The 13,625-nt window shown below is 37.6% G+C and carries 14 protein-coding genes; 10 read left to right on the top strand and 4 right to left on the bottom strand.

Annotated features, from left to right (window positions below; all coding sequences use genetic code 11):
- The first annotated feature begins 7 nt into the window (after nt 1-7).
- Together hisF and hisIE are read left to right on the top strand one after the other, a co-directional pair.
- Complete coding sequence (gene hisF / locus MR062_RS12365; RefSeq protein ID WP_242204705.1) at nt 8-763, top strand: imidazole glycerol phosphate synthase subunit HisF; 756 nt, start codon at nt 8-10, stop codon at nt 761-763.
- Between the two features lie 113 nt (nt 764-876).
- A complete protein-coding gene (hisIE, locus tag MR062_RS12370) occupies nt 877-1,470 on the top strand; it encodes a bifunctional phosphoribosyl-AMP cyclohydrolase/phosphoribosyl-ATP diphosphatase HisIE (protein WP_242204707.1) in 594 nt (197 codons plus the stop codon).
- 104 nt (nt 1,471-1,574) lie between these two features.
- Here the strand turns inward: hisIE and MR062_RS12375 are convergent, their stop codons facing one another.
- Entirely contained in the window at nt 1,575-2,012 is a 438-nt protein-coding gene (locus tag MR062_RS12375) for a hypothetical protein (RefSeq protein ID WP_242204709.1), read from the bottom strand.
- A gap of 100 nt (nt 2,013-2,112) precedes the next feature.
- Between MR062_RS12375 and MR062_RS12380 the strand changes: the two genes are divergently transcribed.
- Nucleotides 2,113-2,889 (top strand): tRNA pseudouridine synthase A, encoded by a 777-nt coding sequence (locus MR062_RS12380; RefSeq protein ID WP_242204711.1) that lies wholly within the window; start codon nt 2,113-2,115, stop codon nt 2,887-2,889.
- Between the two features lie 383 nt (nt 2,890-3,272).
- On the opposite strand, the gene MR062_RS12385 is transcribed toward MR062_RS12380, so the two are convergent.
- A complete protein-coding gene (locus MR062_RS12385) occupies nt 3,273-3,506 on the bottom strand; it encodes a hypothetical protein (RefSeq protein WP_242204713.1) in 234 nt (77 codons plus the stop codon).
- A gap of 111 nt (nt 3,507-3,617) precedes the next feature.
- Between MR062_RS12385 and MR062_RS12390 the strand changes: the two genes are divergently transcribed.
- Nucleotides 3,618-4,298, top strand: coding sequence for a DUF2461 domain-containing protein (locus MR062_RS12390; RefSeq protein WP_242204714.1), 681 nt, complete (start codon nt 3,618-3,620; stop codon nt 4,296-4,298).
- Nucleotides 4,299-4,399: 101 nt separating this feature from the next.
- On the opposite strand, the gene MR062_RS12395 is transcribed toward MR062_RS12390, so the two are convergent.
- Nucleotides 4,400-4,816 (bottom strand): glyoxalase, encoded by a 417-nt coding sequence (locus MR062_RS12395; RefSeq protein WP_242204716.1) that lies wholly within the window; start codon nt 4,814-4,816, stop codon nt 4,400-4,402.
- Between the two features lie 831 nt (nt 4,817-5,647).
- Between MR062_RS12395 and MR062_RS12400 the strand changes: the two genes are divergently transcribed.
- The 6 genes from MR062_RS12400 to MR062_RS12425 all read left to right on the top strand — a co-directional run bounded on the left by MR062_RS12400 (nt 5,648) and on the right by MR062_RS12425 (nt 12,591).
- Complete coding sequence (locus tag MR062_RS12400; RefSeq protein ID WP_242204718.1) at nt 5,648-6,535, top strand: DUF72 domain-containing protein; 888 nt, start codon at nt 5,648-5,650, stop codon at nt 6,533-6,535.
- A 294-nt stretch (nt 6,536-6,829) separates the two neighbouring features.
- Nucleotides 6,830-8,224, top strand: a complete 1,395-nt coding sequence (leuC, locus tag MR062_RS12405; RefSeq protein WP_242204720.1) for a 3-isopropylmalate dehydratase large subunit — start codon at nt 6,830-6,832, stop codon at nt 8,222-8,224.
- 81 nt (nt 8,225-8,305) lie between these two features.
- Nucleotides 8,306-8,902: a 3-isopropylmalate dehydratase small subunit gene (gene leuD, locus MR062_RS12410; RefSeq protein WP_242204722.1), complete on the top strand. Its 597-nt coding sequence runs from the start codon at nt 8,306-8,308 to the stop codon at nt 8,900-8,902.
- The gene (locus tag MR062_RS12415; protein ID WP_242204724.1) at nt 8,902-10,422 is read left to right on the top strand and encodes an alpha-isopropylmalate synthase regulatory domain-containing protein; all 1,521 of its coding nucleotides are present in this window, start codon (nt 8,902-8,904) and stop codon (nt 10,420-10,422) included. Before leuD ends, MR062_RS12415 begins: the two co-directional genes overlap by 1 nt.
- A gap of 57 nt (nt 10,423-10,479) precedes the next feature.
- Entirely contained in the window at nt 10,480-11,535 is a 1,056-nt protein-coding gene (leuB, locus tag MR062_RS12420) for a 3-isopropylmalate dehydrogenase (RefSeq protein WP_242204726.1), read from the top strand.
- A 726-nt stretch (nt 11,536-12,261) separates the two neighbouring features.
- Nucleotides 12,262-12,591 (top strand): Dabb family protein, encoded by a 330-nt coding sequence (locus tag MR062_RS12425; RefSeq protein WP_242204727.1) that lies wholly within the window; start codon nt 12,262-12,264, stop codon nt 12,589-12,591.
- 321 nt (nt 12,592-12,912) lie between these two features.
- On the opposite strand, the gene MR062_RS12430 is transcribed toward MR062_RS12425, so the two are convergent.
- A complete protein-coding gene (locus MR062_RS12430; RefSeq protein ID WP_242204729.1) occupies nt 12,913-13,212 on the bottom strand; it encodes a GIY-YIG nuclease family protein in 300 nt (99 codons plus the stop codon).
- Nucleotides 13,213-13,625: the final 413 nt, after the last annotated feature.

Raw genomic sequence — 13,625 nt, forward strand, 5'->3', positions numbered from 1 at the left:
TTTATTAATGCTTACAAAACGAATTATACCCTGCTTGGACATTAAAAACGGACGTACCGTTAAAGGCGTTAATTTTGTAGACTTACGCGACGCGGGCGACCCAGTGGTTTTGGCCAAACAATATGCCGAACTGGGCGCAGATGAGCTCGTGTTCTTAGATATTTCGGCTACATTAGAGGGCCGGGCGACTGTATTGGATATGGTATTGCACGTTGCAGAACAAGTAAACATCCCCTTTACAGTGGGCGGTGGCATTTCTAGCGTAGAGCATGTTAATGATTTATTAAAATGTGGTGCCGATAAAGTGTCAATCAACTCATCGGCTGTAAAACGACCAGAATTAATTAACGAACTGGCCGATAAATTTGGGAGCCAGTGTGTTGTGGTTGCCATAGACGCCAAACAAATTGAAGGAGCTTGGAAAGTACATTTAGCAGGAGGAAGCATTCCTACAGATATCGATTTGTTTGAATGGGCCAAAGAAGTAGAGTTGCGTGGAGCCGGAGAAATCTTATTCACCTCTATGGACCATGATGGCACCAAAAATGGGTTTGCCAATATGGCTTTAGCACGTTTATCAGACGAATTGAATATACCCATCATAGCTTCTGGTGGCGCTGGAACTGTTCAGCATTTTGTAGACACCTTTAAAGAAGGAAAAGCCGATGCAGCCTTGGCTGCCAGTGTATTCCACTTTGGAGAAATACCAATTTTAGAATTAAAAGAAGAATTAAAAAAGAGCAATATACAAGTACGATTATAAATTGAACTGTCATTCCTGCGTGTTACCCTGAGCTTGTTGAAGGGAAGCAGGAATCCACTATAAATTGAACTGAAAATTTAAAGATTCCTGCCAATGCAAGAATGCCAAAAATTATGGAAGTAAAATACGATTCAAACGGACTAATCCCAGCCATCATTCAAGATGCCACAACAAAAACAGTGCTCATGCTGGGTTATATGAATGAAGAAGCTTACCAAAAGACTCTTGAAACCAAACTAGTAACCTTTTTTAGCCGAAGCAAGCAGCGCTTATGGACCAAAGGGGAAGAAAGCGGAAACGTGTTAAATCTGGTAAGCATTAAAAACGATTGCGATAACGATACCTTACTCATTCAAGTTAATCCAGAAGGTCCAACTTGCCACAAAGGAACTGATAATTGCTGGGGTGAAGACAACAAGCCGTCTTATGGTTTTTTCTCAACTTTAGAGGAAGTCATCGCAGAGCGGGTAGCCAATAAAGACACTAATAAATCTTATGTGGCTAGCTTATTCGCGAAGGGCATCAATAAAGTGGCTCAAAAAGTAGGAGAGGAGGCTGTAGAGACCGTTATTGAAGCTATGGATAATAACGACGACCTGTTTTTATACGAATCGGCAGACCTGTTGTTCCATTACCTTATGTTACTACAAGCTAAAGGGTTTACCTTAAAGGATATTGAAGCCGAACTAAAGAGCAGACACAAATAAGCTAAAATTTTTGATGTTGCTAATAATCTAATATGGCTAACAAAAAAAAGGCATTATTTTTTTAAGAATAATGCCTGCTATATTTAGATTTATTAATGGCCTAGCTATATAATCCACCCTTTGGCAATGGCTTTTTTAGACAGTATCACTAATAATATCCCTACTATGGGAATCATTATTGTCATTGCAATTACAAAAGGCCCATAGGTTATTGAAGAATCTGAAACAAATAAATTGTGAAACATTTGCACGATTATACCCAATAACGAAATTAAAAATAAGCCTTTGGCCCATTTTTTTCTTAGCAATAATCCTATACAGCCCAATACGCCTCCCCACACCGCAAAAGCAAAAGCAGCCGTGTACCAGGCTGGTAAATTAGTAAAAACTTCTAGCTGTTCAGCAGAATATTGGGACTTGAAACTTTCTGTCATATAAGCTTGTCCAACGTATTGCATAGCTCCCATACCATTCCAGATAAGCGCTAATATGCTTACAATCCAAAACCAAATGGGTGGTTTGCCTGTAGATGAATTTGTCATAATAATGTCATATTTTAGGTTAGTGAAACAATACTACAATTTATAAAAATTTTGCTACAGTTGATAAAAGAGTGTACTTTCGGCTCGTAAAAAACACCAAGTGAAAAAGTACTATTACGTCATTACCATTCAGTATTTGGGCTACCGTTTTCATGGTTGGCAAAAACAGCCCAATGTAAAAACGCTTCATTTAATGGTAGACAGAACCTTAAATTATATACTGGAAGGCAAACCGTTTAAAAGTCTTTGTGCCGGACGTACCGACGCTATGGTTTCAGCAGAAAATGCCGCCTTTGAACTTTTTCTATCTGAACCCATCGAAGATGAAAAGGCCTTTTTAGCATTGTTCAATTACAACCTTCCGCAAGATATCCGGGCACTTGACATTAAGGAAGTTGATGAAAAATTCAACATCATTCAACATTCAAAAATAAAAGAATACAATTATCTTTTTACCTATGGTGAAAAGTGCCATCCGTTTTGTGCCCCCATAATGACAACTATTTTGGATGATTTGGATATTGACATCATGAAACAGGGCGCCAAACTATTTGAGGGCGAGCATTTTTTTAAATCGTATTGCTATAAACCCACCAATAATGGGGTTTATACCCGGGAAATAATGTTGTCTGAATTGATTGAAAACACGGTCTATAAAGCCAATTACTTTCCTGATAAAACATACTTGTTCCGCGTTAAGGGCAAAGGGTTTATGCGTAACCAAATACGGTTAATGATGGGGACGTTAATCGATTTAGGTAAAGGCAAACTATCTCTAGAAAATATTGAAAATAGCTTGCGTCCAGATAGCCAGACGAGGATGGACTATGTAGCACCAGCATCGGGGTTAATCCTAAAAAATATCGATTTTTTATAGGGTATAAAATTCTCAAAAGTACTTACTGTAAATTGGCAGGCTGAAGAGCTGATCTTTTTAATTATAAACTGAAGCTACTTTTTATTGTTGCCGTACTGTTTTTATAATTTACTTTTATCGGGATTTTGTCGGTTTGAAAAAAAAGAAAGAATCTCAATATGATTCTTATTTTCCTTATAGTACATTGTATTGAATTTCTTAATAACAACTCTTCTAATGCCCTTAGTTTCTTATATGGGGAACAAATGCGGGCTTTTAGAGATTAATTTCAAAGTCTTATCAATTTCAACGGAGAGCTTTTCAATTCACGCTCTGTAAAATATATTTCAAGATACTCATAAGTGTCAGCCAATTCATTCAAAGCTTGCTCAGTCCAATAAATCTTATAACCACTTCCCATATATGCTTTCGGCATCAGAATTTGGTTTCAATTTCCCGTTTTTGGCATCAGAGATCCCTAATTCGATTGACTCTTTTTCAGCATTAGATATTTTGTCCCACCAATCCTTGGTTTCGTTTTTCCTTAACTCCATAATTTTCTGAATTAAGGCACTGTCTTCCAATGTTGTTAACCATTGAATTAGTTCAATTTTTGCATTTTGAATATTCGTTCCCATAAATCAATTTAGCTTATTTTCATCGAGTTCGCAAATACAGCTAAACATAACTGTTAAAGTTTAAATTAACCCACGACTTTTTGTATTTTAGAATCCTAAAAATAAAATCCTATGAGTATAACAGTACCTAAATCGGCTTTAGATTTTTTCAAAAAACTGGAGAAAAACAATAACCGCGATTGGTTCAACGAGCATAAAAAAGAATTTAAGACTATTGAGGCAGAGGTGAAAGAAGTCTACAATGCCATTTTGGAAAACCTCAATAAGCATGATGATATCGACAAACTAAAAATGTTCCGCATTTATAGGGATGTACGCTTTTCAAAAAACAAATTGCCTTACAAAACCCATTTTGGGGGCGCCTTCCATAGAACAAAGCCTAAGTTAAGAGGCGGGTATTATTTGCACATTCAGCCCAACAATGAGAGTTTTATTGCTACCGGGTTTTGGGAACCAGCAAAAGAAGACCTCTTGCGAATAAGGAAAGAGTTTGAAATGGATGATGATGAAATTAGGGAAATCATTAACGAAAAAAACTTTAAAGACATTTGGGGGGGATTTGTGGGCGACGAAGTGAAGACGGCGCCCAAAGGATTTAGTAAGGACCATAAAGCCATAGACCTAATTAAAAAGAAGCAGTATATTTTTATTAAAAAATTTACAGACAAAGACGTGTTGGATGCCAATTTCCTGGCGGAAGTCGATAAGGCATTTAAAGTCATTCGCCCATATTTCGATTATATGAGCGATGTCTTGACTACCGATTTGAATGGCGTGTCACTCATTGAATAATTCGTCATTACAAGGAATTAGAGACGAAGTAAAATTATTTATTGAAACTCACGAATTGCCTCACTGCACTTGTAACGACGAATGGATTGATGACCTGCGAACTATACAGCCGTTAAAAATTCTGGACTTTCAAATAATTGCATGTTGCTTAGCAGGCTTTCCTTAACAATATTCATCATGCGCTTGTTCAGGGCCGAAGAGTTTTCAATATAAATTGAATACTCTTCCAATGTAAATTGTCCAATAACCATCCCTTTTAGGGAATTCCTGAATTTCATGTCCTTGTGTATGGCATTTTCAATATAATCCACACGCTTTTGTAAGGTTAAACCATAAAAAACAGATTTGTGCTTAGCAACGTAATTTCTAAAAACAGCGATAAACAAATCGTTTTGCAACTTGATTACTGGCCGTAATACCAGATTCTGAAAACGCTCGTCACTACTCATATTATCGTTAATGGTCGTAGTTAAAAAATCAGGTCTGGCCTGTTTTAATTTAAGGTCTCTAGTGTTCATGATTCGGTGTTTTGATTAAAAATAGAGATTATTAAAACTGATAATGGCATTCGAAATTCTAATTATCAACTAGGTTATCAACATTTGGGATTTTTTTATCTTTAAACCCGTATTGAAAAACAAGGCAAGCCTTTATGGAATTACAATAAAAAGTTAGAAGGCCGAAGCATGAAGCATGAAGAAACAAAGTGGGTAGCAAAATAATTGAAAACACATAGAGCGCACCCAACAACCAATACCCCAATAACCCAATAACTAAATAACTCAATATTAAATAACCTAATAACTATATAACTAAGCAATAAAACATTCGTGAATTCGTGGCAAAATAAGCAGGAAGATCGAAGCATGAAGCATGAAGAAACAAAGTGGGTAGCAAAATAATTGAAAACACATAGAGCGCACCCAATAACCCAATAACCCAATAACTAAATAACTCAATATTAAATAACCTAATAACTATATAACTAAGCAATAAAACATTCGTGAATTCGTGGCAAAATAAGCAGGAAGACCGAAGCATGAAGCATGAAGAAACAAAGTGGGTAGCAAAATAATTGAAAACACATAGAGCGCACCCAACAACCAATACCCCAATAACCCAATAACTAAATAACTCAATATTAAATAACCTAATAACTATATAACTAAGCAATAAAACATTCGTGAATTCGTGGCAAAATAAGCAGGAAGACCGAAGCATGAAGCATGAAGAAACAAAGTGGGTAGCAAAATAATTGAAAACACATAGAGCGCACCCAATAACCCAATAACCCAATAACCCAATAACCCAATAATCCAATAACTAAATATTAAATAACCTAATAAACAATGAAGTTCGGCAGTGTAGACCATCCAGAAAACATCGATTTTACCCTACCAAAAGACCATCCAGACACCCCACGGGTACTTCAAAAAGTTAAAGACGATAATGTTCCTGAGATTTATGTAGGTTGTGCTAAATGGAACAGGGCAGACCTAAAAGGGTTCTACCCAAGGGGCACAAAAGACGAATTGGAATACTATTCAAGGCAATTCAACAGTATAGAGCTCAATGCTACATTTTACCACATATTTCCAGCAGAACAATTTGCTAACTGGTATAAAAAAACACCAGGACATTTTAAGTTCTTTCCAAAGTTAAACCAGGAAATTAGCCACTGGAAACGCCTAAACGACACCAAAGAAGTGGTGGAGCATTATTTGTATAACGCATCGAACCTTAAAGAAAAGCTAGGGACTGTATTTTTACAAATGCACAATAATTTTGCGCCTAAAGATTTTGACAGGGTCGTTACTTTTGTAGAAACGTGGCCCAAGGAAATACCGCTGGCTATCGAATTCCGGCATACCGATTGGTACAATGATAAAACGGTTGCAGAAGATCTGTATCAATTATTAGAAACCAATAATATTTCCAATGTTATTGTAGATACAGCCGGTAGGCGCGATTTATTGCATATGCGATTAACAAATGCCACTGCTTTTGTGAGGTATGTAGGTGCCAATCATAAAACCGATTATTCCCGCTTGGACGATTGGGTAGAACGCTTAAAACTATGGAAATCGGAGGGCATTAAAGAAATCGATTTTTTCATTCACCAGAATATAGAAAAAGAATCGCCGTTGCTATCGGCATACTTCATAAAGCAAATCAACACCGAGCTAGGCTATAATTTAAAAATACCTAACGACAACGACCAGCAAAATCTGTTTTAATCCTATCCATTTACTAGTAAAATGGTGGGTTTAAAATTATAAACAATTACAATATTCCGTTGAAAGATATGCAATATAATAGGCTTATGTTGGTAATTTTATAAAAATCCAATAACAAAGCCCTATAAAGTTTTAAATAACTGTAATATGATATAACTTTGTTGACTTTTGTAGCATAGACTGCTCAAAAATTTATTCCAAATGGATTTTAAAATGGTGTTAAACGAATTGATAGCGTCATTTTAGAGTTTATTTGGTATTAACACTAAATAAGTCATATTAAAAAAGATATTTATGAGCAAGACATTGTTTGACAAAGTTTGGGATTCGCATGTGGTTAGAAAAATTGAAGGTGGTCCTGACGTATTTTTTATCGATCGTCATTTCATTCACGAAGTAACAAGCCCTGTAGCATTTTTAGGTTTAAAAAACAGAGGACTAAAGGTATTGTACCCAGAGCGTACTTTCGCGACTGCCGATCATAATACCCCAACCATCAATCAGCATTTACCAGTTGAAGACCCGCTTTCTGCAAATCAGCTTAAAGCATTAGAAGAAAACTCTAAAGCACATGGCATTAGCCATTGGGGGCTAGGTCATAAAAAGAATGGTATTGTGCACGTAGTAGGTCCAGAGAATGGTATTACATTCCCAGGAGCAACTATCGTTTGTGGTGATTCGCATACTTCTACCCACGGTGCTTTTGGTGCCATTGCCTTTGGTATTGGAACATCTGAAGTAGAAATGGTACTATCTACACAATGTATCATGCAGCCTAAGCCTAAAAAAATGCGTATTAACGTAAATGGGCAATTAGGAAAAGGCGTGACGCCTAAAGACGTTGCACTATATATTATCTCTCAGTTAACAACTTCTGGAGCAACTGGGTATTTTGTTGAATACGCAGGTGATGTATTTGAAAACATGACTATGGAAGGCCGTATGACGGTTTGTAACCTATCCATTGAAATGGGAGCCAGAGGCGGCATGATTGCCCCAGACGAAACAACCTTTGCCTATTTAAAAGACAAACCACTTTCTCTAAAGGGTGAAGCTTGGGATGAAGCCGTAGCTTACTGGAAAACATTAAAGACTGAAGAAGGCGCTGCTTTTGATAAAGAATTCAATTTCAATGCAAGCGACATCGAGCCTATGATTACTTACGGTACCAATCCAGGTATGGGTATAGGTATCACCAACAATATTCCAGATGCCGATGCTGTAGAGGGTGGAGTAGCCACTTACAAAAAGTCTTTAGATTATATGGGCTACAGTGAAAGCGATGCTATGATAGGTAAAAAGGTAGACTACGTTTTCCTTGGAAGTTGTACCAATGGTAGAATTGAAGATTTTAGAGCTTTTGCTTCTATTGTAAAAGGACGTAAAAAAGCCGATCATATTACAGCTTGGTTAGTACCAGGATCGCATGAGGTTGAAGATAAAATTAAGGAAGAAGGTATTTTAGACATTATTACCGAAGCAGGTTTTACATTAAGACAACCAGGTTGTTCAGCTTGTTTAGCTATGAACGACGATAAAATTCCTGCAGGTAAATATGCAGTTAGTACCTCTAACAGAAACTTCGAAGGGCGTCAAGGACCTGGCTCAAGAACGATGTTAGCTAGTCCGTTAGTGGCTGCAGCAGCTGCCGTAACCGGAGTAGTAACCGATCCAAGAACCCTTTTATAATTAAAATTAAAAATGAATAGTTAAAAGTTAAAGTAACGTGTTTTAAAAACTTTAAATTTTAAACTTCAAACTTTCAAAAAAATGGCATACGACAAATTTAATATACTTACAAGTACTGCAGTTCCATTACCATTAGAGAATGTAGATACAGATCAAATTATTCCTGCACGTTTCTTAAAAGCAACAGAGCGCAAAGGCTTTGGAGATAACTTATTTAGGGATTGGAGATACAATGCAGACAATTCACCTAAAGAAAGCTTTGTGTTGAACAACCCTGTTTATGGTGGAAAAATATTGGTAGGCGGAAAAAACTTTGGTTCTGGTTCATCAAGGGAGCACGCTGCATGGGCGGTTTACGATTACGGATTCCGTTGTGTGGTATCTAGTTTCTTTGCCGATATCTTTAAAAATAACTGTTTAAATGTAGGGGTGTTGCCAGTACAGGTAAGTCCAGAGTTTTCAGAGCAAATCTTTGAAGCCATTTATAACGATCCTAAAGCAGAAATAGAAGTTAATCTACCAGAGCAAACCATTACCATTCTTGCAACTGGAGCACAAGAATCCTTTGAGATAAACAGCTACAAAAAAGAAAATATGCTTAACGGTTTTGATGATATAGACTACCTTCAAAACATGAAAGGCGAAATAGAATCGTTTGCTAATGATTTGATGCTATAATGGCAACACAAAAAGTTGAAATAATGGATACGACACTGCGCGATGGTGAACAAACCTCGAGCGTGTCGTTTTCTGCTTCTGAAAAACTTACTATAGCTAAACTTTTACTGGAAGAATTAAAAGTTGATCGCATAGAAATAGCTTCAGCGCGCGTTTCCGAAGGCGAATTTCAAGCCGTTAAGGCCATTACAACCTGGGCCAAAGAAGCGGGGTTTATAGATGCTGTAGAAGTTTTGACCTTTGTAGATAAAGGAGTGTCCATCAATTGGATGGAAGAGGCCGGTGCCAAGGTGCAAAACCTACTCACAAAAGGTTCATTAAACCATTTAACCCATCAGCTTAAAAAAACACCTGATCAGCATTTTAAAGAGATAAAAGAAGCCATTGCTTTAGCCGAAAGCAAAGGCATAAAAACCAATGTGTATTTAGAAGATTGGAGCAATGGTATGCGCCACTCTAAAGCCTATGTTTTTGAGTTTTTGGCCTTTTTGGCAACACAGCCAGTAGTGCGTATTATGCTTCCCGATACTTTGGGAATTTTAACACCAAGGGAATCGTACGAGTTTGTTAAGGAAATTAGGGAGACCTATCCCAATTTGCATTTCGACTTCCATGCGCACAACGATTACGATTTAGGGGTGTCTAACGTTATGGAAGCTATTAAAGCTGGAATTAACGGCTTACACCTAACCGTTAACGGTATGGGCGAACGTGCAGGAAATGCTCCTATGGCCAGTACCATAGCGGTAATAAACGATTTTCTTCCAGACGTTAAAATAGGAGTTAACGAAAAAGTACTTTATACCGTTAGCAAGCTTGTAGAAAACTTTACAGGCGTTATGATTCCGGCCAACAAGCCCATTATTGGGGCTAATGTATTTACCCAAACAGCTGGTATTCATGCCGATGGCGACAATAAGAACAACCTGTATTTTAGCGATTTAATGCCAGAACGTTTCGGTAGAAAACGTCAGTATGCGCTAGGGAAGGCCTCTGGAAAGGCCAATATCCAAAAGAACTTACAGGAATTGGGACTTCAATTAAACGACCAAGACCTTAAAAAAGTAACCCAACGTATTATTGAATTGGGCGATAAAAAGCAAGTCGTTACCAAAGAAGACTTGCCTTATATTATATCGGACGTACTTGATTATACCTACGAAGAAAAGGTAATAGTCAATTCATACGTACTAACCCATGCAAAAGGGTTAAGACCAACAACAACGGTCTCCATTACCATTGAGGATGAGACTTTTGAAGAAAGCGCACAGGGCGATGGGCAGTTTGATGCCTTTATGAATGCCACGCGTAACATCTTCAAAAGAAAGAAAACCACATTGCCTAACCTTATTGACTATGCAGTGCGTATTCCACCGGGAAGCCGTTCCGATGCACTATGTGAGACCATAATCACATGGAAAAATTCAGATAAGGAATTTAAAACAAGGGGCTTGGATTCCGATCAAACCGTATCGGCCATAAAAGCCACCGAAAAAATGCTGAACATTATTATTAATTAAGACTATATATTTAGAACTTAATAACACAATAACTAAATAATAAATAATTTAATATAGATGAAATTTAACATAGCCCTTTTAGCTGGTGATGGTATAGGACCAGAAGTTATAGATCAAGCCGTAAAAGTAAGTGACGCTGTTGCTAAAAAATTCGGACATGAAATCACTTGGAAACCGGCCTTAACAGGTGCCGCAGCCATCGATGCCGTTGGAGAACCTTACCCAGACGAGACCCATGCTGTTTGTCAAGCATCAGATGCTGTATTGTTTGGTGCCATAGGAGACCCAAAATACGATAACGATCCATCTGCGCCAGTACGTCCAGAGCAAGGTTTATTGAAAATGCGTAAGGCATTAGGTCTGTTCGCAAATGTGCGCCCAACCTTCGTATTCCCTTCATTATTGGATAAATCGCCTTTAAAGAAAGAGCGTATTGAAGGTACCGATTTGGTATTTTTACGCGAATTGACCGGTGGTATTTACTTTGGAGAAAAGGGTAGAAGAGACGATAGAAACACCGCTTTCGATAACTGTGTATATACCAAGGATGAAGTAACGCGTTTGGCACGTAAAGGCTTTGAATTGGCCATGCAACGCTCTAAGCGTTTATGTTGTGTGGATAAAGCCAATGTATTGGAAACTTCGCGTTTATGGAGAGAAACCGTTCAAGGGTTGGAAGCAGAATATCCAGAAGTAGAGGTGGCTTACGAATTTGTTGATGCCGTAGCGATGCGCTTGGTACAATGGCCATCTAGTTACGATGTGTTGATCACGGAAAATTTATTCGGTGATATTTTAACCGATGAAGCTTCAGTAATTTCAGGGTCTATGGGCTTAATGCCTTCAGCATCTATGGGAGCCGATATCGCTTTATTCGAGCCTATTCACGGGTCTTACCCACAAGCAGCAGGGAAAAATATAGCCAACCCTATGGCAACCGTATTATCGGCAGCTATGATGTTTGAAAATTTCGGACTTGCAGAAGAAGGTAAAGTCATTAGAGAAGCCGTTAATAAAGCCCTTGCAGAAGGTGTTGTTACAGAAGATTTGGCCGATGGTGGTAAAGCTTATGGAACCAATGAAGTAGGGGATTGGCTAGCAGCTAATATCTAAAATACCCCATAAACTTTTTAAAAAGGTTTTAGTTTGTTTTGAATAAAAATGCTAAAACCTTTTTTTTATGAGATAAAATGGCTTCGATTTCTAGACTTCCTCTTAAAGAAAAGTCAATATACACAGCTCCTTCCCTTAATAAGGGAAGGTGGCTTTAAACTCAAATAAGAGTTTAAAGCCGGAAGGGTTTTATTATTACATAACACATATCTTATAAAAAAATCCTAGCTATTCTTGTCAGACCCTAATGTTACAAATGATTTTTAGGGCAAATGGCAAGCCACCGCGCTTTACGCTATAGTTTTTTAAAATATTCAAGTTTTTCAACGTCTGTAATTGTTAGCCTTCTTGGTTCTTGATTCATTGTGTCTTGGCTCCCTTGTTAAACATTTTAAAAAAGCTGTCGCTCCAATCGCTTTTGCGGGTGCTGGCTGTAGGAGACAGGACATCCAAAACAAGAAGATAGATGTCATTATTGGTCATTGTCCCAAGCTTTTTTTAAATGCTATTTTTTCAAACTTAAAGGTTAAATTTGTAGAACCTCTAGCATGGATATACGTTTGCTGGTTGTACATTTTGAATCAAAAACAGAAATAATATATCAGTTCGAGTGTACCGATGTTTGCTGTCGGTATGTATCGAGAACTATTTTAAGGATAATAAACCTTTCCTACCGGCGGGTAGACAGGTTCACGATAGTTCAGTAAACTAAAAAAAACAATTAAAATGAATACATCACAACAAGGCGAGTTTGCACATATTGTGTTTTTCTGGTTAAAGCAACCTGATAATTCTTCCGATAGGAAAACATTTGAAACCTCACTTAAGCATTTTATAAACCAATCCGAATTTATAAAAACCAAGCACATTGGTACACCTGCGGCCACTAGCCGAGAAGTTATTGACAATACTTATACCTATTGTTTAAACTTAACTTTTGTTAGCAAAGAGATGCACGATAAATACCAGGAAGAGCCTAACCATAAACGATTTATTGAAGCATGCGCTCCTCTATGGGAAAAAGTACTTGTTTACAATTCTGTAGACTTAACCTAGAGATTACTTCGGTCGCTACGCTCCTTCGTAATGACGAGGATTATGATCAATCACAAGAAACCAAAGTATACGTCATTGCGAGCACAGCGAAGCAATCTCTATCTTGTAACCGTCATTGCGAACGTAGTGAAGCAATCCGTTACTTCCGTAGCCTAAACATAGAGATTACTTCGGTCGTTGCGCTCCCTCGTAATGACGAAGGTTGAGAACAATTACGAAAAACAATTAGTAAGCGTCATTGCGAGCACAGCGAAGCAATCTGTTAGCTCCATAGCCTAAACATAAAGATTACTTCGGTCGCTACGCTCCCTCGTAATGACGTCAATCAAAATAGAACAACCAACCATCAGACAAATCTTTCCATTCAGGATTTAAAGAATTTATTAGATCTTCTTTACGTTTTCTATTGCCTGCCTTTAGTTGCTTTTCCCTTGCTATAGCTTGGTTTATATCCGTAAATGTTTCATAGTAAACTAATTTATCACAATTATACTTATACGTAAACCCTTTTAGTGATTTGGTTTTATGTTGATAGACCCTTTTCAATAAATTTGATGTAACTCCTATGTAAATCACAGTGTTATTTTTATTGGACATGAAATAAATATAAGATTTTTCCATGTTATAAAGATAAAAAATATTACATCATTGCGAACGTAGTGAAGCAATCCGTCATTTCTGTAGCCTAAACATAGAGATTACTTCGGTCGCTACGCTCCCTCGTAATGACGAAGGTTGAGAACAATTACCAAAAACAACAAGCAAACGTCATTGCGAGCGCAGCGAAGCAATCCGTATCATGTGTAGCGTCATTGCGAACGCAGTGAAGCAAACCGCTAATTCAGTAGCCAAACATAGAGATTACTTCGGTCACTGCGCTCCCTCGTAATGACGAAGGTCAAGAATAAATGCGAGAAAAACAAGCGAGCCGTCATTGCGAACGCAGTGAAGCAATCTGTTAAGTTCCATTGCCTATACATAGAGATTACTTCGGTCGTTGCACTCCCTCGTAATGACGTAGGCCAAGAACAAAT

It is taken from the genome of Aestuariivivens insulae (genome assembly GCF_022662195.1).
GTDB lineage: Bacteria > Bacteroidota > Bacteroidia > Flavobacteriales > Flavobacteriaceae > Aestuariivivens > Aestuariivivens insulae.

Excerpts from the sequence above, each read along its gene's own strand:
- MR062_RS12415 (WP_242204724.1), top strand. The coding sequence starts at position 8,902 with ATGGCAACACAAAAAGTTGAAATAATGGATACGACACTGCGCGATGGT.
- leuC (WP_242204720.1), top strand. The coding sequence starts at position 6,830 with ATGAGCAAGACATTGTTTGACAAAGTTTGGGATTCGCATGTGGTTAGA.
- MR062_RS12375 (WP_242204709.1), bottom strand. The coding sequence starts at position 2,012 with ATGACAAATTCATCTACAGGCAAACCACCCATTTGGTTTTGGATTGTA.
- MR062_RS12385 (WP_242204713.1), bottom strand. The coding sequence starts at position 3,506 with ATGGGAACGAATATTCAAAATGCAAAAATTGAACTAATTCAATGGTTA.
- MR062_RS12400 (WP_242204718.1), top strand. The coding sequence starts at position 5,648 with ATGAAGTTCGGCAGTGTAGACCATCCAGAAAACATCGATTTTACCCTA.
- hisIE (WP_242204707.1), top strand. The coding sequence starts at position 877 with ATGGAAGTAAAATACGATTCAAACGGACTAATCCCAGCCATCATTCAA.
- MR062_RS12390 (WP_242204714.1), top strand. The coding sequence starts at position 3,618 with ATGAGTATAACAGTACCTAAATCGGCTTTAGATTTTTTCAAAAAACTG.
- leuD (WP_242204722.1), top strand. The coding sequence starts at position 8,306 with ATGGCATACGACAAATTTAATATACTTACAAGTACTGCAGTTCCATTA.
- MR062_RS12430 (WP_242204729.1), bottom strand. The coding sequence starts at position 13,212 with ATGGAAAAATCTTATATTTATTTCATGTCCAATAAAAATAACACTGTG.
- MR062_RS12395 (WP_242204716.1), bottom strand. The coding sequence starts at position 4,816 with ATGAACACTAGAGACCTTAAATTAAAACAGGCCAGACCTGATTTTTTA.
- leuB (WP_242204726.1), top strand. The coding sequence starts at position 10,480 with ATGAAATTTAACATAGCCCTTTTAGCTGGTGATGGTATAGGACCAGAA.
- MR062_RS12425 (WP_242204727.1), top strand. The coding sequence starts at position 12,262 with ATGAATACATCACAACAAGGCGAGTTTGCACATATTGTGTTTTTCTGG.
- hisF (WP_242204705.1), top strand. The coding sequence starts at position 8 with ATGCTTACAAAACGAATTATACCCTGCTTGGACATTAAAAACGGACGT.